At 69.0% G+C, this 17,025-nt stretch carries 16 protein-coding genes and 1 pseudogene; 6 read left to right on the top strand and 11 right to left on the bottom strand.

What is annotated here, in order from left to right:
* Window positions 1-42: 42 nt before the first annotated feature.
* The 3 genes from ACE3T8_RS11050 to ACE3T8_RS11040 all read left to right on the top strand — a co-directional run bounded on the left by ACE3T8_RS11050 (window position 43) and on the right by ACE3T8_RS11040 (window position 2,884).
* A complete protein-coding gene (locus ACE3T8_RS11050) occupies window positions 43-705 on the top strand; it encodes a TetR/AcrR family transcriptional regulator (protein ID WP_374609247.1) in 663 nt (220 codons plus the stop codon).
* 132 nt (window positions 706-837) lie between these two features.
* Window positions 838-1,491, top strand: coding sequence for a protein-L-isoaspartate O-methyltransferase (locus tag ACE3T8_RS11045; RefSeq protein WP_374609293.1), 654 nt, complete (start codon window positions 838-840; stop codon window positions 1,489-1,491).
* Window positions 1,492-1,528: 37 nt separating this feature from the next.
* Window positions 1,529-2,884, top strand: a complete 1,356-nt coding sequence (locus tag ACE3T8_RS11040; RefSeq protein WP_374609246.1) for a TolC family outer membrane protein — start codon at window positions 1,529-1,531, stop codon at window positions 2,882-2,884.
* A gap of 10 nt (window positions 2,885-2,894) precedes the next feature.
* Here ACE3T8_RS11040 and waaA read toward each other — a convergent pair whose 3' ends face one another.
* Window positions 2,895-4,196: a lipid IV(A) 3-deoxy-D-manno-octulosonic acid transferase gene (gene waaA, locus ACE3T8_RS11035; RefSeq protein ID WP_374609245.1), complete on the bottom strand. Its 1,302-nt coding sequence runs from the start codon at window positions 4,194-4,196 to the stop codon at window positions 2,895-2,897.
* A gap of 43 nt (window positions 4,197-4,239) precedes the next feature.
* Here waaA and lpxL point away from each other — a divergent pair, with 43 nt between their 5' ends.
* Entirely contained in the window at window positions 4,240-5,157 is a 918-nt protein-coding gene (gene lpxL / locus ACE3T8_RS11030; RefSeq protein ID WP_374609244.1) for an LpxL/LpxP family Kdo(2)-lipid IV(A) lauroyl/palmitoleoyl acyltransferase, read from the top strand.
* Here the strand turns inward: lpxL and ACE3T8_RS11025 are convergent.
* The 8 genes from ACE3T8_RS11025 to ACE3T8_RS10990 are packed head-to-tail and all read right to left on the bottom strand — an operon-like array spanning window position 5,148 to window position 11,378.
* Entirely contained in the window at window positions 5,148-6,029 is an 882-nt protein-coding gene (locus ACE3T8_RS11025; RefSeq protein WP_374609243.1) for a lysophospholipid acyltransferase family protein, read from the bottom strand. The two genes, lpxL and ACE3T8_RS11025, sit on opposite strands and share 10 nt — an antisense overlap.
* Complete coding sequence (locus ACE3T8_RS11020) at window positions 6,026-6,790, bottom strand: glycosyltransferase family 2 protein (protein ID WP_374609242.1); 765 nt, start codon at window positions 6,788-6,790, stop codon at window positions 6,026-6,028. The genes ACE3T8_RS11025 and ACE3T8_RS11020 overlap by 4 nt, the downstream gene beginning before the upstream one ends.
* A 1-nt stretch (window position 6,791) precedes the next feature.
* On the bottom strand, window positions 6,792-8,087 hold the full coding sequence (locus ACE3T8_RS11015) for an O-antigen ligase family protein (RefSeq protein WP_374609241.1): 1,296 nt from the start codon (window positions 8,085-8,087) through the stop codon (window positions 6,792-6,794).
* Window positions 8,084-9,196 (bottom strand): glycosyltransferase family 4 protein, encoded by a 1,113-nt coding sequence (locus tag ACE3T8_RS11010; RefSeq protein ID WP_374609240.1) that lies wholly within the window; start codon window positions 9,194-9,196, stop codon window positions 8,084-8,086. The genes ACE3T8_RS11015 and ACE3T8_RS11010 overlap by 4 nt, the downstream gene beginning before the upstream one ends.
* Before the next feature lie 13 nt (window positions 9,197-9,209).
* The gene (locus ACE3T8_RS11005; RefSeq protein ID WP_374609239.1) at window positions 9,210-9,404 is read right to left on the bottom strand and encodes a zinc-finger domain-containing protein; all 195 of its coding nucleotides are present in this window, start codon (window positions 9,402-9,404) and stop codon (window positions 9,210-9,212) included.
* A 49-nt stretch (window positions 9,405-9,453) separates the two neighbouring features.
* Window positions 9,454-10,161 (bottom strand): pirin family protein, encoded by a 708-nt coding sequence (locus ACE3T8_RS11000; protein ID WP_374609238.1) that lies wholly within the window; start codon window positions 10,159-10,161, stop codon window positions 9,454-9,456.
* Window positions 10,162-10,168: 7 nt separating this feature from the next.
* Entirely contained in the window at window positions 10,169-10,855 is a 687-nt protein-coding gene (locus ACE3T8_RS10995; protein WP_374609237.1) for a YceI family protein, read from the bottom strand.
* A complete protein-coding gene (locus tag ACE3T8_RS10990; RefSeq protein ID WP_374609236.1) occupies window positions 10,788-11,378 on the bottom strand; it encodes a malonic semialdehyde reductase in 591 nt (196 codons plus the stop codon). Before ACE3T8_RS10990 ends, ACE3T8_RS10995 begins: the two co-directional genes overlap by 68 nt.
* Before the next feature lie 113 nt (window positions 11,379-11,491).
* Here ACE3T8_RS10990 and ACE3T8_RS10985 point away from each other — a divergent pair, with 113 nt between their 5' ends.
* Entirely contained in the window at window positions 11,492-12,445 is a 954-nt protein-coding gene (locus ACE3T8_RS10985; RefSeq protein WP_374609235.1) for a mitochondrial fission ELM1 family protein, read from the top strand.
* A gap of 79 nt (window positions 12,446-12,524) precedes the next feature.
* On the opposite strand, the gene glnE is transcribed toward ACE3T8_RS10985, so the two are convergent.
* Window positions 12,525-15,332, bottom strand: a complete 2,808-nt coding sequence (glnE, locus tag ACE3T8_RS10980; RefSeq protein ID WP_374609292.1) for a bifunctional [glutamate--ammonia ligase]-adenylyl-L-tyrosine phosphorylase/[glutamate--ammonia-ligase] adenylyltransferase — start codon at window positions 15,330-15,332, stop codon at window positions 12,525-12,527.
* A 42-nt stretch (window positions 15,333-15,374) separates the two neighbouring features.
* Between glnE and ACE3T8_RS10975 the strand changes: the two genes are divergently transcribed.
* Window positions 15,375-16,856: an AAA family ATPase gene (locus ACE3T8_RS10975; protein ID WP_374609291.1), complete on the top strand. Its 1,482-nt coding sequence runs from the start codon at window positions 15,375-15,377 to the stop codon at window positions 16,854-16,856.
* A gap of 48 nt (window positions 16,857-16,904) precedes the next feature.
* Here ACE3T8_RS10975 and ACE3T8_RS10970 read toward each other — a convergent pair.
* A pseudogene (locus ACE3T8_RS10970) lies at window positions 16,905-17,025 on the bottom strand (transposase); the annotation flags it as partial.

Raw genomic sequence — 17,025 nt, 5'->3', positions numbered from 1 at the left:
GTAGAGTATAAATATCGAACCGAATAGTCTAGTATTGCCCGCATGTCATCACGCACCGCGAAAACCGCTCCCAACCTCGCTCCCAAGCCCGCCGGCCCCGGTCGCCCGAAAGACCCGGGCAAGCGTGCGGCGATCCTTGATGCCGCCAAGCGCATGTTCGTCGCCAACGGCTTCGATGGCGTCAGCATGGACCAGATCGCCAGCGAGGCCGGCGCCTCCAAGCTGACCGTCTACAGCCACTTCGGCGACAAGGAGAGCCTGTTCGGCGAAGCGGTGCGCGCCCACTGCGAGGCGGGCATGCCGACCAGCCTGTTCGAGGCCGATCCCGCGATGCCGCTGCGCGAGCGCCTGACCTCGATCGGCAATGCGTTCTTCGCGATGATCATGACCCCCGAGGCGATCGCCGGGCATCGCATCCTGTGCTCGCCGCAGGTCGCCACCAGCACCATGCCGGAAGTGTTCTGGGAAGCCGGCCCGCAGCGCGTGCAGCAGGCCTTCACCGAATTGCTCGAGCGTCGCATCGCCGCGGGCGACCTGGACATCGACGACACGGAGCGCGCCGCCGCGCAGTTCTTCACCCTGCTCAAGGGCGAAGCGCATGCGAAGGCGGTGTTCGGCTATTGCTGCGGCCGCCGCCAGGAGACGCCGGAGGAGCATGTCGATGCGGTGGTCGAGTTGTTCCTGCGCGCGTATGCCCGCCGTTGAACGGACTGCCGGAACGCCGTTGGTGCCGGTGACTTCCGGCACTGCGTGCCGGTGTCCTAGCACAGTCACACTGCCAACCATGAAATGTGCGGCCGTTACAATGGCCGGCTCGACGCCACGGACCTTCCCTACATGAACATCGACTTCGCCCGCGCCCGCGAAACCATGGTGGAACAACAGGTTCGCCCGTGGGACGTGCTGGACGCGCGGGTCCTCGAGACCATCGCCACGCTGCCGCGCGAGGCCTTCGTACCGCAGGCCATCCGCAGCCTGGCCTATGCCGATACCCAACTGCCGCTGGCGCATGGCGAGGCCATGATGAAGCCGGTGCTGGAAGGCCGCACCCTGCAGTCGCTGCTCCCGCAATCCCACGAATCCGTGCTGGAGATCGGCACCGGCAGCGGTTATCTCACCGCCTGCCTCGCACGCCTTTGCCGCGAAGTGGTCAGCCTGGAACGACACGCCGACCTGGCCGATGCCGCGCGCGCGCGACTGACCGCGCAGGGCATCGCCAACGCCGACGTGGTCGCCGCCGACGCCTTCGCCTGGACCACCGACCGCACGTTCGACGCGATCTGCATCACCGGTGCCGTGGACAGCATCCCGGCGCGCTTCACCGACTGGCTGAAGCCCGGTGGCCGCCTGTTCGTGGTGCGCGGCCGCTCGCCGGCGATGGAAGCGGTGCTGGTGCATCGCGACGTCAACGGACTGCGCACCGAGTCGTTGTTCGAAACCGACCTGCCCTACCTGGTCGGTGCCGCGCCGGCACCCGCCTTCGTGCTTTAAGCCCTCCCCCCAGGACATCCCGCAAGGATTTGCCCCTATGTCGCGTCGCCCGCTTGCCCTCGCCCTTGTCCTTGCCCTGCTGCCCGTCGCGGCGCAGGCGGACGACCTGCTGCAGAGCTACACGAACGCGCGCAACAGCGACCCGCAATACGCGGCCGCCGAATCCAGCCGCGCCATCGCCGCCGAACGTCCCGTGCAGGCACGCGCCGTGCTGCTGCCGCAGGTGAATGGCTCGGTGGGCTACGACCTGGCCAATCGCGGCGACACCGACGGCGACGGCCAGAGCGACGGCACGTCCCGCAGCGCCTCGTGGGGCCTGAGCGCGCAGCAGTCGATCTTCGATTACGGCAACTACACCGCGTTGCGCGCGGCGAAGGCACTGGATCGCGCGGGCGGTTTCGACCTGGATGCGGCCGGCCACAGCCTGATCACCCGCACCTCGGCCGTGTACTTCAACGTGCTGGTGCAGCTCGAAACGCTATCCGCCGCCGAAGCCGCCGAGTCCGCACTGAAGAAGCAGTTCGACTTCGCCAGCAAGCGCCTGGAAGTGGGCCTGGCGCCGATCACCGACGTGCACGAAGCGCGGGCGCAGTACGACGGCGCCCGCGCCAACACGATCCTGGCCCGCAATGCGGTGCAGGACGCCTACCAGGCCTTGGTCGAGATCACCGGCACGCCGGTGGCGAACCTCAAGGGCCTGCCGGACGACTTCAAGCCCGCGCTGCCGGAAGCGCGCGATGTCGATGGCTGGGTCGCCACCGCACTGTCCGAGAATCCTTCGCTCAAGGCGCAGGCCGCCGACCTGGAAGCCGCCGAACACAATGTCGCCACCGCGCGTTCGGGCCACTATCCGACGCTGGGCCTGCGCGCCTCTTACGGCAAGGCGATCCCGGGCCTGTACGACAACCCGAGCTTCTTCGGCAACAACGACGCCAACACCAGCGTCGGCCTGACCCTGAGCATCCCGATCTTCTCCGGCTTCGCCACCCAGTCCGGCGTGCGCAGCTCGCTGGCCCAGCGCGACATCGCCCGCGACCAGTTGGAACAGCAGAAGCGCGCGCTGGAACGCAGCACCCGCAACGCCTACCAGGCACTGGTCGCCGGCATCAGCGAAGTGGAAGCGCGCCGGCTGGCGCTGGTCTCCGCGCAGAGCGCCTACGACGCCTCGCAAGTTGGCCTGGAAGTCGGCACCCGCACCGTGCTGGACGTGTTGAACAACCAGCGCACCCTGTTCTCCGCGCAGCAGGCCTATGCGCAATCCAAGTACAACTTCCTGCAGAGTCGCCTGCTGCTGGAACAGGCCGCCGGCACGCTGCAGGCCTCGGACCTGGAGGACGTGAATCGGCTGCTGACCACCGACGAGTCGATCGCCCGGGCCATCGGCACTCCCTGAATCGCCGGGTTCAGTGCGAACCGGCCGCGCCCAGCGCCGGTTCGATCAGGGTGACGGTGCGCGCCAGCGCACCGCGCCCATCTTCCAGCAAGCGCGATGCATTCACCGCCAACCGAAGCCGGGCGGTTTCGTCCGCGAACAGCGCCTGCAACGCATTGGCGAGCCCAGCCGCGTCGTAAACCACCCGCATCGCCTCCGCCTCACGCAGGCGCCGCGCGATATCGGCGAAGTTGTGCAGGTGCGGGCCGCTGAGGATCGCGGTACCGGTCGCCGCCGGTTCCAGCAGGTTGTGGCCACCGACCGGCTGCAGGCTGCCACCGACGAAGGCGATGCCGGCGCAGGCGTAGAAGCGCACCAATTCGCCCAGCGTGTCCACCACGAACACCTCCGATGTCGCCTCCGGCCAGCCATTGGCGGTGCGAGTGGCCACCGCGAACCCCGCGGCCTGAGCACGCTCGGCCACCGCGCGGAACCGTTCCGGATGCCGCGGCGCCCACAACAGCAGGGTATCCGGATGCAACCGGCGCAGCAGGCGATGCGCGTCGAGCACCGCCGCCTCTTCGTCCTCGTGCGTACTCGCCGCGATCCACACCGGGCCGGCCATGCCACGTTGCGCGGCGAACTCGGCGGCGAAGGCGACGGCATCGACCGGCGCCATGTCGAACTTCAGGTTGCCGCTGACTTCGACCCGTTCCGGCAACGCACCGAGCATGACGAAGCGGCCCGCATCGTCGCGCGATTGTGCGGCCACCAGCCGCACCGTGCGCAGCGCGCGGCGGATCAACGGGGCGAGCACGCGATAGCCGCGCAGCGAGCGCGCCGACAACCGCGCATTGAGGATGTGGGTGGGGATACCGCGGTCGCGGCAGCCGAACAGCAGGTTCGGCCACAGCTCGGTTTCGACGATCAGCGCCAGGGCCGGCCGGAAATGGTCGAGGAAGCGGCCGACCGCGCCAGGCAGGTCGTAAGGCAGGTAGACGTGGGTGACCGCGTCGCCCCACAACGTGCGTACGCGCTCGGAACCGGTCGGGGTGATGGTGGTGACCACCAGCCTCAGGTCCGGTCGCAGCTGGCGCAACCGGTCCACCAGGGGTGCCGCCGCGTTGACCTCGCCGACCGACACCGCGTGCAGCCACAGCGGCGCGGACGGGCCGCGCTCGGGGTAGTTGGCGTAGCGCTCGCTCCAGCGGTGGAAGTACGCGCGCTGGCGGAAGCCGCGCCAGATCAGGTGGTACAGGGTGATCGGGACGAGCAGGTACAGCGCGGCCGAGTACAGGCCACGCAAGACGCGTTCGGTGAAGTCGGCCCGCATCGCGACAGGATAACGAAGCGGCACGCGCCAGTAGAATCCCCGCATGAATGATGCTTCCGCCATGAAGCCGCCACGCGGACCGCGCCATTGGCCGGCCTGGTTCGGAATCGGCGTCGCCGCACTGCTCGCGCGCCTGCCATGGCCGCTGCAGCGCGTGCTGGGACGCGGCATCGGCGGCCTGCTGATGCGCCTGTTCGGCAGTCGCCGGCGGGTGGCCGCGCGCAACCTCGCCCTGTGTTTCCCGGAACTCGATGCCGATGCGCAGGCCGCGCTGCTGCGCCGCAGTTTCGAGGAACTCGGCATCGGCCTGTTCGAATTCGCGCGGGCCTGGTGGGGCTCGGTCGAACCGATGCGCGGCAAGGTGACCGTCGAAGGCCTGGAGCATCTGCAGGCCGCGCGCGCCGGCGGGCGTGGGGTGATCATCATCTCCGGTCACTTCGTGACCCTGGAACTGGCGGCGCGATTGATGTGCGATCACGCCCCATTGGCCGGCATGTACCGTCCGCACGATGGCGCGGCGATGGAATGGGCGGTGCTGCGCGGGCGCCTGCGCTATGCCAGCGCGATGTTCACCCGCGAGGAGCTGCGTCCCGCGCTGCGCCACCTCAAGCAGGGCGGCCTGCTGTGGTTCGCGCCCGACCAGGACACCCGCCGCGGCGACAGCGTCTTCGTGCCGTTCTTCGGCCGGCCGGCGTACAGCCTGACCTCGACCCACCAGCTCGCACGCTTGTCCGGCGCGGCGGTGCTCGGCTTCGCCCATGTACGCCACGATGACGGCAGTTACACACTGCGGCTGACACCCGCGTTCGAGGACTTCCCGTCCGCCGATGCGACCGCCGACACCGCGCGGGTGATGGCCGCGATCGAGACGATGATCCGCGCGGCGCCGACCCAATACCTGTGGATCCACCGCCGCTTCAAACGCCAGCCCGACCAGCCCGACAACGCGCTTTACCGATAGACCGATGGCTCGCCTGGTGGGCGCGTCTTGAACCGTCGATGCACCCACAGGTACTGCTCGGGTGCCGCCTGCAGGCGCTCGCCGATCCACGCCATGTAGCGCGCCGCTGTTTCCGTGTCGTCCGCGGCGGGCCAGCCCTCCCAGGCCGGTTGCAGGTCGATGTGCTGACGGCCGTCGGCATCGCGCCGTGCCCACATCAGCAACACGCGTCCACCCGCGCGCTGCAGCACGCCGCCGATCGCGCCAAGCGTGGCCGCCTGCACGCCCAGGAACGGCACGAAGACGGTGCGCCGCGCGGCGTTCTGGTCGGGCACGTAGAACACGCCCTGGCCCGCGCGAACCGCGGCGGTGAAGCCGGCGATGTCCTTCTTGTCGTAGGTGGCGCCGGCATAGGTGCAACGCGCCTGGGCGATGGCGGCCTCGATGCACGGATCGTTGTTGCGGCGGACCAGGATCGGCATCGGCTGGCCGCTGGCATCGGCGACATGGCGCATCGCCAGTTCGATGCCGTCGTAGTGCGCGCCCACCACCACCACGCCGCGGCCTTCGGCCAGCGCCGCATGCAGGTGTTCGATGCCGACGATCTGCGCCTGCCCCGCCAGTTGCGCCGGCGTCGCAAACCAGCCGCGCAGGGTTTCCAGCACGCCGGTGGTGTTCGAGAGCAGGGTGTCCCTCAGCAGCTCACCGCGCGCGGCATCGTCCAGTTGCGGGAAGCACAGGGCGATGTTGGTAGCGGCAATCCGCCGGCGCTTCGTATTGATCCATGGCAATCGCGCCAGCTTGCGCGCCAGTGCTTGCGCCTGTGCGGGCGATCGTCCGGCGACCCAGCGGCCGAGCGCCGCGAACGCGCGGCCATGCCAGCAGCGACTCATGCGCGCGGGCCGCGGCCGGGATCGCGCGTCGCTTCCAGCAGCTTGGCGTACTTGAGGAACGCGTAGAAGGCCTGCGTGCGCGCCGCGAAATAGCCGGCCCAGCCGTTGAGGACATAGCGCTTGCCGAGGTACAGCTTGAGGAACACCAGCGGCGGATACACCAGCAGGCGCAGGCCGATGAAGCGCACCCGCTGTTCGCGCTTGTGATCGACCAGCCCGCTGGAATAGCGATTGACCTTGTCGACGCGATCCGCGAGGCGCGGCTCGCCGTAATGGCGGAACGGCGCGTCCAGGTCGATGACGGTGCCCTCCACCACCGGTGCCGCGTGCACCGGCACGGTATTCATGCGCCCGCGCGCCTTGCGGAACAGCCGCAGTTGCCAGTTCGGCCGTGTCGCCGGATGCGGCCAGCGCCAGAACAGCCATTCGCGGCGTGGCAGCCGATAGCCATCGGCGCGTGGCGTGGCGAGCTCGCGCAGGATCGTCGCGCGGCCATCGTCGGTCAGCGATTCGTCGGCATCCAGCAGCAGGATCCATTCGCCTTCGGCGAGGTCGATCGCCGCCTGCTTCTGCGGGCCGTAGCCAGCGAACGGTTGCGCCGCGATCCGCGCACCATGCTTGCGCGCGATGTCGAGCGTCGCATCCGTCGACCCCGAATCCAGCAACACGAGTTCATCGCAGAACCGCAGGCTGGCCAGGCACGCCTCCAGCGTGGCCGCATTGTCCAGCGTGGTCACCACCGCCGACAGGCGCAGCGCCATCTCAGTCCTGCTCCCGGCCGAGCAGGCTGCCGGCGTACAGGGCAGACAGCATCAGCAACACGCCACCCCAGAACGTCGAATACGAGGCCAGGTGCGTGTTGAGCGGGAACACCGTGACCGCCAGCGCCAGCATCGCCGGGCGCGCGCGATCGCGGCCGACGGGATCGGCATAGCGCCATGCGCGCCACGCCAGCGCCGCGCCGGCCAGCCACAGCAGCAGGCCGATGCCGCCGGTTTCGCTGAGGATTTCCAGCACCAGCTGGTGCGCATGCAGGGCCGCACCCTCGCCCCAGGCCGCGATCACGCCGGGTTGCGGATCGCAGGCCGGGAAGGCCTGGCGGAAGCCGCGCGCGCCGACGCCATTGACCGGATGCTCGCGGGCCATGCACACCGCCGCCGACCAGATCCGCGTGCGCCCGGACAGCGCGGTATCCACGCCCTTGGAATCGGCGGTCAGCACATGGGTGGTGCGTTCGACGCGCTCGCGGACCTGCGGCACCAGCAACGTGGCCGCCACCAGCGCCAATGCACCCAGCGCGAACACCATCAGCAATTTCCTGCGGCCCAGCGTGCGCCAGCCGGTCCACAGCAGGACCAGGCCATACGTCAGCCAAGACGCACGCGAACCGGCCAGCAACACCACGAGGCCGATGCCCACCGCCGCGGCCAGCCAGCCGAGCCGGCCGAAGCGCCGGCGCATCGCATCCAGTGCGAAGGGCGACAGGCTGGCCAGGACGATGCCGAGCTTGAGGTTGCACGGTCCCAGCACGCCGCCCAGCCGATCGGCCGCCGCGATCTGCGCCGCGGTGCACATGCCATGCCCGCTGATCGCCTGCTTGACCGCATCGATGCCGCTGAACAACGGGCTGGCGCCGGTGGCGGCCTCGACCAGCGCATCCAGCGTCCATACGCCAACGATGATCGCCAGCCCGCCGAAGGTGCGTCGGCGGCCGGCATCGTCCGCCACCGCAGCTGCCACGATCCACAGGAACGGCAGGTAGCGCAGGTCGACCAGTGCCTCGCGCAATGCGCGTCCGCGATCCATCGCATCGATTGCGGAGAACGCCTCCGGCAACCAGTAGGCGAAGAACAGCACGCTGGTCAGCGCCCAGGCCGGTCCGCTGAGCAGCGCATTGCCGCCGCGGAAGCGGCTGCCGACCAACTTGATCAAGCCCGCCAAGGCGCCCAGCGCGAGCACGCCTTCCGCATAACCCGGTGCCGGCCACAACGCCACGAACGCCAGCACCCACGCCGGTGCCCAGCGCCAGCCATGCGCGGCCTGCGCGGCGTCGTTCATGCCTGCGCCAGTGCGTGGTATTGCGCCAAGGTGGCCTCCTGCATCGCCCGCAACGTGTACGGCATCGTAGCCGGTGGTGGTGGTGGGTTGGCCAGCAGGGCCTGCGCGCGTTGCCGCAATGCGTCGCGATCGAACGGCGCCACCGCACCTTCGGGTTGCAGCTCGCGCAGCAATTCACCCACGCCGCCATGCTCCCAGCCCAGCACCGGCCGACCGATCGACAAGGCTTCGATCACTGTACGGCCGAATGCTTCCGGCTTGCGCGAAGGCTGCAGGACAAGATCGCTGGCGGCGTAGGCCGTGGCCATCTCCGCTGTCGCGTCGGTCATCGCCACGGCATCGCGAATACCAGCCTCGCCAGTCATCGCCTCAAGCTCCGCCAGGTAGTCCTCGCGCCCGGCCTGCACCACGCCCGGCATCCACAACCGAGCATCCGTGCCTGCTGCACGCAACTGCGCCAGCAACGCGATGGCATCGGCATGGCCCTTCAGTCGGGTGCCGCGACCGGGCAGCAACAGCAACGGACCATCGCCGGTGAGTTGCGGATGCAGGTCGGCGGTGCGCGCGCGCGCCGCGCGATCCGGATGCGGCGTCCGCGGAAACACGGCAGGGTCGATGCCGCGCGGAATCACCACCAGCCGCGTCGGATCGGTGGCGGGATAGTGCGAAAGCAGGTAATCGCGCACCGTTCGCGAGACGCAGATCACGCGCTCGCCGCGGGCCATGATCGCGCTGTAGCGCGACGGCGAATTCAGCCCATGCGCGGTGGTGACGAAATGTGGGCGCTTGCCACCCATGCCGCGAAAGGCCCACAAGCCCAACCACGCCGGCAGGCGCGAACGCGCGTGGACGATGTCGGCATCGACCTCGGCGAACAGGTGCCGCAAGGTGCGGATATGCCGCAGCACCGTCGGCGACTTGCGGCCGATGTCGAGCGTGATGTGTTCGCCGCCCACCGCGTCAAGCCGCGGCAGCAGGCGTCCACCGGCCGACACCACGATCGCGCGATGGCCGGCATCGACCAGCGCTTCGGCGATCTCGAGGGTGGACCGTTCGACGCCGCCGGCGTCCAGCGCCGGCAGCAGTTGCACCACGGTCAGGCGGCGCACGCTGGCGCCCGGATCAGTCGACCAGGGCGAACGTCGACCCGCAGTACGGGCACTGGCTGGTGCCGCCTTCTTCCTCGATCGGCAGGTACACCCGCGGATGCGAGTTCCACAAGGCCATCGACGGTAGCGGACAGCTCAGCGGCAGGTCGGCGCGACGCACCTCGTACTGCTTCTGGGCATTGGCGGGCGACGAGGCGGTCTGGGTCATGGCGATGCGGCGCGGTGGCGGGAACCGCGCCAGTTTAGCGCGGCATCGCTCAGGCCGGCAGGTCGAAGAACAGCACGTCGCTGTCGGCTGCGATGCCGCGAACGACCAGTCCATCGATTTCCTGCACGAAGCCGAGCGCATCACCAGCCTTCAGCACGCGTTCGCCGACGGCAACCTCGCCGGTCGCCACGTGCAGCCAGTACAAGCGTGCCGGATCCAGCGTCGTGGCCACCTCATCGCCGGTTTGCAGGCCGGCGGCGCGCAGCGTGGCCTGCTGGCGGATCGCGATGGACCCGTCCGCGCCGTCCGGCGACGCCAGCGTGGCCCAGCGCCCGCGCCGGTCGGCGGGCTCGAAACGCTGCTGCGCGTACGCCGGTTGCGCATTGAGCCGGTCCGGCTGGATCCAGATCTGCAGGAAATGCACCGGCGCGGCATCGGTGCCGTTGTATTCGCTGTGTTCGATGCCGTGGCCGGCGCTCATCCATTGCACGTCGCCGGCCTCGATCACGCCGACCGTGCCGGTGCTGTCGCGATGCGCCAGCGCGCCCTGCAGGACCACGCTGATGATCTCCATGTTGGCGTGCCGGTGCGGCGAGAAACCGCCGCCCGGGGCGACGGTGTCGTCGTTGATCACGCGCAGCGGACCGAAGCCCATCCAGGCCGGGTCGTGGTAATGGCCGAACGAGAACGTGTGCCGGCTCTGCAGCCAGCCCAGGCTCACGTCGCCGCGGGCATTGGAGGGGCGTTCGATGATCATCGCGGCATCACTTCGGCGCGTCGGCCTTCGGCGCGGTGGCTTCGGTGGTGATGCGCAGGGTCACCTCGTCGCCCACCATCGGCGCGAACAGGCCCAGGCCGAAATCGCTGCGCTTGATGGTGGCCGTGGCGTCGAAGCCGATCGCCGCGACCTTCTTCATCGGATGCTCGCCGGCCTTGTTGAGGGTCGCATCCAGGACGACCGACTTGGTGATGCCCTTGATGGTCAGGTCACCGGTGATCTTCAGCTTGCCGTTGCCGGCCGACTCGACCTTGGTGCTCTTGAACGTCGCGGTCGGGAACTTGGCGATGTCGAAGATGTCGGCGCTGCGCAGGTGGTCGTTGAACTTGCTGCTGAAGCCGTTGAGGCCGGACAGCGGCAGGGTGACTTCGACGCTGGACTTCGACACGTCGGCGGCGTCGTACACCAGGGTGCCTTCCACGTCGCCGAAGTTGGCATACGGATTGGAATAGCCGAAGTGGTTCCAGCTGGCCAGCACGTTGGTATGGGTGGGATCGAGCTTGTAGGTGACACCGGCAGCGAAGGCATTGGCGCTTGCGGCGACGAGGGCAGCGGTGAGCAGCAGTTTCTTGAACATGGGGAATCTCCGGGAATGGATGGCGGGATCAGAGGATCTGGCAGGCTTCGTCGAAGCCGAGGCGTGGCGAACGCGGGAAGATGCTGGCGGGGTCACCCTGGCCGAGGTTGACCAGGATGCTGGACCGCACAGAGGTGCCGGCGAAGAATGCCGCGTCGACCTTGGCATTGTCGAAGCCGGTCATCGGCCCGCAATCCAGACCCAGCGCGCGCGCGGCGAGGATCAGGTAGGCGGTCTGCAGGCTGCTGTTGCGGTTTGCGACCCAGGCCAGGTTGGCGTCGTCGCGATGCTCGAACCACGGCTTGGCATCGACATGCGGAAACAGCACCGGCAGCTTGTCGAAGAAGCGCATGTCGTAGCCGACGATCGCCACGCACGGCGCGGCCATCGTCTTCTTGTAGTTGCCCTCGCTCAGTGCCGGGCCCAGCTTGGCCTTGGCCTCATCCGACTTCACGAACACGATCCGCGCGGGCGTGGTGTTGGCCTCGGTCGGGCCGAACTTGAGGAGGCCGTAGAGCTGCTGCAGGGTCTCGTCGGAGACCTCGCCGGTGAACGCGTTGTAGGTGCGCGCGGTGCGGAACAACTGGTCGAGCGCGGCATCGGGCAAGGGCTGGGTCATGCGATCCTCGGGGCAGGGTGCGAAGGCGCACAGTGTAGAGTTCCACGGGTGAAGCGAATGCACCGCGATCGCAACGGATCTATTCCACCAGCGCAACAACGCCGGTTGCCTGCATGACGCCGACGGTCGCCCTGCACGATGGCCGCGCCGGCAACGCCCGCCAGGCCCTAGCGCTGGCACGCGCGCTGGACGCCGATGCCGGCGAATGCCTCCTGCAACCGCGCGCGCCATGGCGCTGGCTCGCGCCGCACGCCTTGCCCGGCGCAACGACGGCCTTCGGCAACGCGTTCGATGCCCGCATCGCGCGGCCACCGAAGCTCGCGATCGGCTGCGGCCGGCAGGCGGCACTGGCCACGCGGCTGTTGCGCGCGCGCGGCAGCCAGTCCGTACAGATCCTCGATCCGCGCATCGATACCCGACACTGGGATCTCGTCGTCGCACCGGAACACGACGGACTCCACGGCGACCACATCATTCCGATGCTCGGCAGCCTGCATCCAGTCGACGACCTGTGGTTGGCGAAGGTGCGACACGATTCGCCGCAACTTGCGGCATTGCCTGAGCCGCGCACCGTGCTGTTGGTGGGTGGGCCAACCCGGCATGCGGCATTGGACGATGCCGGCTTCCTCGCCTTGCTGCGCGACCTGCGCGAACGGGCAATCGCAGAAGCCGGAAGCTTCAGCGCGATCGCATCGCGTCGCACCCCGACGCAGTGGCGCGAGGCACTGACCAACCACGATCACGCCCTTCCCGGCATCTGCTGGCGCGACGACCGCGACGGGCCGAACCCGTATGCCGCCCTGCTCGCGCATGCCGACCGCATCGTCTGCACGCCGGATTCGGTGAACATGCTCAGCGAAGCCGCGGCGACGTTGGCGCCGGTGTTCGTGTGGTCGACAGGCATCGCCCGCGGTCGCTTGCGGATGTTCCTTGATGCGCTGCTTGCGAGCAGGCGCGTGCGCGAACTGGACGACGACCTTGCGCCGTTCGCGGCCGAGCCGCTGCGCGAGACCATGCGCGTCGCGGATGAAGTGAAGCGGCGGCTGGCGGAAAAGGGGGCAGAGTGAAGTTTCCCGGGGAAACGGGGTCAGAGTGAATTTTGCGTCGACAGGAATCGACAACACCGGAATCTTCAGCCGCAAAACTTCACTCTGACCCCGTTTCCTTCTCCTCGAACTGCAATCCCTGCACGCGTACCGCATCGCGGATCGCCTCGCGCGCCAGTTCGGTGCGTTCATCGCGTGCGACGCGGCGCGGACGCCGGTCCAGCGTGCAGCGCAGGCCGGCATCCAGCAGCGTGGCATGCGCGACCTGCAGTGCGGCGCGGGTGTTGGCATCCAGCAAGCTCGCATCGTGCAGCGCATCCAGAATGGCCGGCGATGCACGCGATGCACGCAAAGCGGGATGCGCGCGACTCTCGCGCAGCAGCAGGAATTGCAGCAGGAATTCCAGGTCGACCAAGCCGCCGTCGCCCTGCTTGAGGTCGAACAGCGCGGCATCGCTGCGGTCCAGTTCGGCGCGCATGCGCCGGCGCATCGCGGAGACGTCCTCGCGCAATGTCTGCGCATCGCGGTCGCGCATCAGCACGTCGCTGCGCAAGGTGTCGAAGGCAGCGCGCAACGCGGCATCGCCGGCGATCGCGCGCGCACGCACCAGCGCCTGGTGTTCCCAGGTCCACGCACGTTCGCGCTGGTAGTCGGAGAAACTGGCCAGGCTCGACACCAGCAAGCCCTTGGCACCATCCGGGCGCAGGCGCACGTCGATCTCGAACAGGCGACCGGCGCCGGTGCGGGTTTCCAGCAAGGCGACGATCTTCTGGCCGAGCCGCGCGAACCAGCGCGAGGCATCGAGTGGTCGCGCGCCGTCCGATGCCGCGCCTTCCGCTGCGTCGTACAGGAAGACCAGGTCGAGGTCGGAGCCGAAGCCGAGTTCCTCGCCGCCCAGGCTGCCGTAGCCGAGCACCGCGAACTGCGCGCCGTCGATGCCGCCGTGCGCGGCGTGCATGCCGGCCAGCGCGAGCTTCAGCACGCAATCGACCACTGCGTCCGCCAGCCAGGCGAGGCGACGCGCGCACTCCTGCGCTTCGATGCGGCGATCGAGCAGGGCCAGGGCAATGCGGAAGCTCAAGGCCTGGCGGACTTCATTGAGCGCATTCAGCGCGGCTTCGGTGTCGGTGTCGACATCGCCCAGCGCGGCGGCGCAGGCCTGGTGCATCGCGGCGCGCCCGGGCAGTTCGCCGCCGATGCGCACGTCGAGCAATTCGTCGAGCAACAAGGGATGCGCGGCCAGGCGTTCGCCGAGCAAGGCGCTGCGCGACAACGCATCGACCAGCCGATGCAGCGCGACCGGTTGTTCATCGAGCAGGGCGAGGTAACTCGCGCGGCGCAGCAGCATGTGCAGCAACGGCAGCAAGCGGCGCAGCACGGCATCGGGATGCGGCGATGCGACGGCGGCCTGCAGCAACGCCGGCAGCACGCGATCCAGCCGCGCCCGGGTCGCATCGGACAAGGTGCGCACCGCCGGCACCCGGGCGAAGTCGGCGAGGCTGCGATGCAGGTCTTCGCCGGCTTCGAAACCGGCCGCCACCAGCACCGCACCATCGCCGGCATCGGGCAGGCCGCGCCAGTACGAGGCGAGGTCGCTGTCGCCGCTCGCCTCGCGGCGTGCCGCCAGCAGCGCATCGAATTCGGCCGACACGCGTTCGCGCTGCACCGCCAGCGCACCCAGCAAGGCCTGCCAGTGCGGATAGCCCAGGCCGTCGGCGATGCGTGCGCGTCGCAGCGCATCCGCGGGCAAGGCATGGGTCTGCGCATCGCCGAGCATCTGCAGGCGGTTCTCCAGCGTGCGCAGGAACCGGTACGCCTCCAGCAGCAGGTCGCCGGCGGCGGCGTCGACATGGCCGGCCTCGACCAAGGCGCGCATTGCCGGCAGCAGGCGGCGCTCGCGCAGCGCGGGCTCGCGGCCGCCGCGGATGAGTTGCAATGCCTGCACCAGGAATTCGATCTCGCGGATGCCGCCAGGGCCGCGCTTGATGTCGTCGGCCATGTCCTTGCGCGCGACCTCGGCGGCGATCGCCGCCTTCATCGTGCGCAGGCCATCCAGCGCGCCATAGTCCAGGTAGCGCCGGTATACGAACGGGCGCAGCGCCTGCAGCAACCGCTCGCCCGCGGCCAGGTCGCCCGCCACCGGTCGCGCCTTCTGCCAGGCGTAGCGCTCCCAGTCGCGGCCCTCGGTGAGGAAGTAGTGCTCCATCGCCGCGAAGGACAAGGCGATGCGCCCGGCGTTGCCGAACGGACGCAGACGCAGGTCGACGCGATGGCTGAAGCCGTCGGCAGTGGCTTCGTCGAGCAGCTTCGCCAGTTGCTGGCCGAGCCGCGCGAACCAGTCCTGCGCGTCCAGCGAACGCGCGCCGTCGGACTCGCCCTCGTGTTCGTAGGCATAGACCAGGTCGACATCGGAACTGAAATTCAGTTCGCCGCCACCCAGCTTGCCCAGCCCGAACACGACCAGCCGCTGCACGCTGCCATCGGCCGCGCGGACCACGCCGAAGCGCTGCGCCATCTCCGTTTCCAGCGCATCCAGCGCCAGTTGCAGGCAGCCATCGGCCAGGGCGGTGCTTGCGGCCAGGATCTCCTCGACCGGCGCGTGCTCGAGGACATCGCGCCATACCATCCGCGTCGATTCGGCTTGCCGGTGCAGGCGCAGCAGGCGGCCCCAATCGGCGCGATTGCCGGCATCGAGCAAGGGCGGCGTGAGCGGCGTCGCTGCATCGGCCTGCAACGTGGCCAGCAAGCCCGGCTGCCTCACAAGGGTGGCGACCGCGAAGTCGCTGGCGATCGCGAGCCTGCTGATCGCGGCTTCATCGCCGGCATCGATCGCGCAACCCGCGGCGCGCAGGCGCGCGCAGGCGCGCGCCGCGAGTTCCTGCAATGCGTCGGCGTGATCGAGGTCCATGCCCGATTGTGGCATCGCATGGCCGCCGCTATCGTGCCCGCCATGAGCGAATTGCAGGACCTGGTCGCGCTGATCCGCGCCGACACGCCGTTGCTGGTGATCGAGACCCCCGACGAGGCGCGGGTGGTCGACCTGTTCCGGCAATCGTTGATGCATGCCTGGCGCGCACTGTATCGCTGGTCGGTGACCGAAGGCCTGCGCCGGATCGACATGGATCGCGAGGACGAGGGCATCGCCCCCGACCTCAGCGCGACCCTGCAGGAGATCCGCAACGCCAGCCAGCGCGGCGTCTACCTGCTGCTGGATGCGCATCCCTACCTGGGCTACGCCAGCTACCAGCGCGCCCTGCGCGACCTGATCCAGCGCCGCGACAGCCAGCCGCATGTGCTGGTGATGATCGGCACCAAGGTCGAGTTGCCGGCGGCGCTGGAGCCGTTCGCGGTGCGCGTCGCGCTGCGCCTGCCGGATGCGAATGCGCTGCTCAAGCTGGTCAGGGAGGAAGCCGCGGCCTACACCGCCCAGAACGGCGGGCGCCGGGTCGAAGTGGATGCCGATGCGGTGCGCCAGATCGTGCGCAACCTGCAGGGCCTGAGCCTGACCGATGCGCGACGCATCGCGCGGCACCTGATCCATCGCGATGGCGCGCTGGGGCCCGGCGACCTGCCGGAACTGGCGCGGTTGAAGTTCGAGCTGCTCAACAAGAGCGGCCACCTGCACTACGAATACGACACAGCGCGCTTCGCCGACGTCGGCGGTGCGCGCCGACTGAAGCGCTGGGTGGAGCAGCGGCGCGCGCCGTTCGTGCAGGATCCGCCGCCGCCCGGGCTGGAGCCACCGAAGGGCGTGCTGCTGCTCGGCGTGCAGGGCTGCGGCAAGTCGCTGCTGGCGAAGGCGGTGGCAGGCGGGTTCGGGGTGCCGTTGGTGCGGCTGGATTTCGGCACCCTGTACGACAAGTACCACGGCGAGACCGAGAAGAACCTGCGCGCCGCCTTGGCCTCGACCGAGCAGCTCGCGCCCTGCGTGCTGTGGATCGACGAGATCGAGAAGGGCCTGGCCGCGGGCAACGGCGAGAACGACGGGTTGTCGCGGCGGGTGCTGGGCTACCTGCTGACCTGGATGGCCGAGCGCAAGTCGCGGGTCTTCCTGGTCGCCACCGCCAACCAGGTCCACGAGCTGCCGGCGGAGCTGCTGCGCAAGGGCCGCTTCGACGAAATCTTCTTCGTCGACCTGCCCGATCCCGCCACCCGCGTCGAGATCTTCGCGCTGCACCTGGACCGGCGTTCGCTGGCGAAGGACGACATCGACCTGTCGGCGCTGGCCGCCGCGGCCGATGGCTTCTCCGGCGCCGAGATCGAGCAGGTCATCGTCAGTGCGCTGTATGCCGCGCATGCGGAACAAGCCAGCCTCGACACGCAGGCGCTGATGCAGGCGATCCGCGACACCCGGCCGCTCTCGGTGCTGATGGCGGAGCAGGTGCAGGCGCTGCGCGAATGGGCGCTGCCGCGCACCGTCCCTGCGGACTGAGCACCTGCCGAAACAGGCTGCAAAACCCTCGCGCATAAAAAAGGTTCTTCTCCCAACTCCGGGGAATGCGGCTCGGATCTTGAGGAAGAAGTAGGCGTCGTCGCGGTAGCCGTAGGCGATGCGCTTGATGACCTTGATCCGGTTGTTGATGCCCTCGACCAGGCCGGTG

This window comes from Thermomonas sp. (genome assembly GCF_041919455.1).
GTDB lineage: Bacteria > Pseudomonadota > Gammaproteobacteria > Xanthomonadales > Xanthomonadaceae > Thermomonas.
The sequence above is the reverse complement of the archived record's forward strand: the minus strand, read 5'-3'. Positions and strand labels throughout refer to the sequence as shown.

What these genes read in the sequence shown, in the direction of transcription:
- ACE3T8_RS11050 (WP_374609247.1), top strand. Translation starts at nt 43, where the DNA reads ATGTCATCACGCACCGCGAAAACCGCTCCCAACCTCGCTCCCAAGCCC.
- ACE3T8_RS11045 (WP_374609293.1), top strand. Translation starts at nt 838, where the DNA reads ATGAACATCGACTTCGCCCGCGCCCGCGAAACCATGGTGGAACAACAG.
- ACE3T8_RS11040 (WP_374609246.1), top strand. Translation starts at nt 1,529, where the DNA reads ATGTCGCGTCGCCCGCTTGCCCTCGCCCTTGTCCTTGCCCTGCTGCCC.
- waaA (WP_374609245.1), bottom strand. Translation starts at nt 4,196, where the DNA reads ATGCGGGCCGACTTCACCGAACGCGTCTTGCGTGGCCTGTACTCGGCC.
- lpxL (WP_374609244.1), top strand. Translation starts at nt 4,240, where the DNA reads ATGAATGATGCTTCCGCCATGAAGCCGCCACGCGGACCGCGCCATTGG.
- ACE3T8_RS11025 (WP_374609243.1), bottom strand. Translation starts at nt 6,029, where the DNA reads ATGAGTCGCTGCTGGCATGGCCGCGCGTTCGCGGCGCTCGGCCGCTGG.
- ACE3T8_RS11020 (WP_374609242.1), bottom strand. Translation starts at nt 6,790, where the DNA reads ATGGCGCTGCGCCTGTCGGCGGTGGTGACCACGCTGGACAATGCGGCC.
- ACE3T8_RS11015 (WP_374609241.1), bottom strand. Translation starts at nt 8,087, where the DNA reads ATGAACGACGCCGCGCAGGCCGCGCATGGCTGGCGCTGGGCACCGGCG.
- ACE3T8_RS11005 (WP_374609239.1), bottom strand. Translation starts at nt 9,404, where the DNA reads ATGACCCAGACCGCCTCGTCGCCCGCCAATGCCCAGAAGCAGTACGAG.
- ACE3T8_RS11000 (WP_374609238.1), bottom strand. Translation starts at nt 10,161, where the DNA reads ATGATCATCGAACGCCCCTCCAATGCCCGCGGCGACGTGAGCCTGGGC.
- ACE3T8_RS10990 (WP_374609236.1), bottom strand. Translation starts at nt 11,378, where the DNA reads ATGACCCAGCCCTTGCCCGATGCCGCGCTCGACCAGTTGTTCCGCACC.
- ACE3T8_RS10985 (WP_374609235.1), top strand. Translation starts at nt 11,492, where the DNA reads ATGACGCCGACGGTCGCCCTGCACGATGGCCGCGCCGGCAACGCCCGC.
- glnE (WP_374609292.1), bottom strand. Translation starts at nt 15,332, where the DNA reads ATGGACCTCGATCACGCCGACGCATTGCAGGAACTCGCGGCGCGCGCC.
- ACE3T8_RS10975 (WP_374609291.1), top strand. Translation starts at nt 15,375, where the DNA reads ATGAGCGAATTGCAGGACCTGGTCGCGCTGATCCGCGCCGACACGCCG.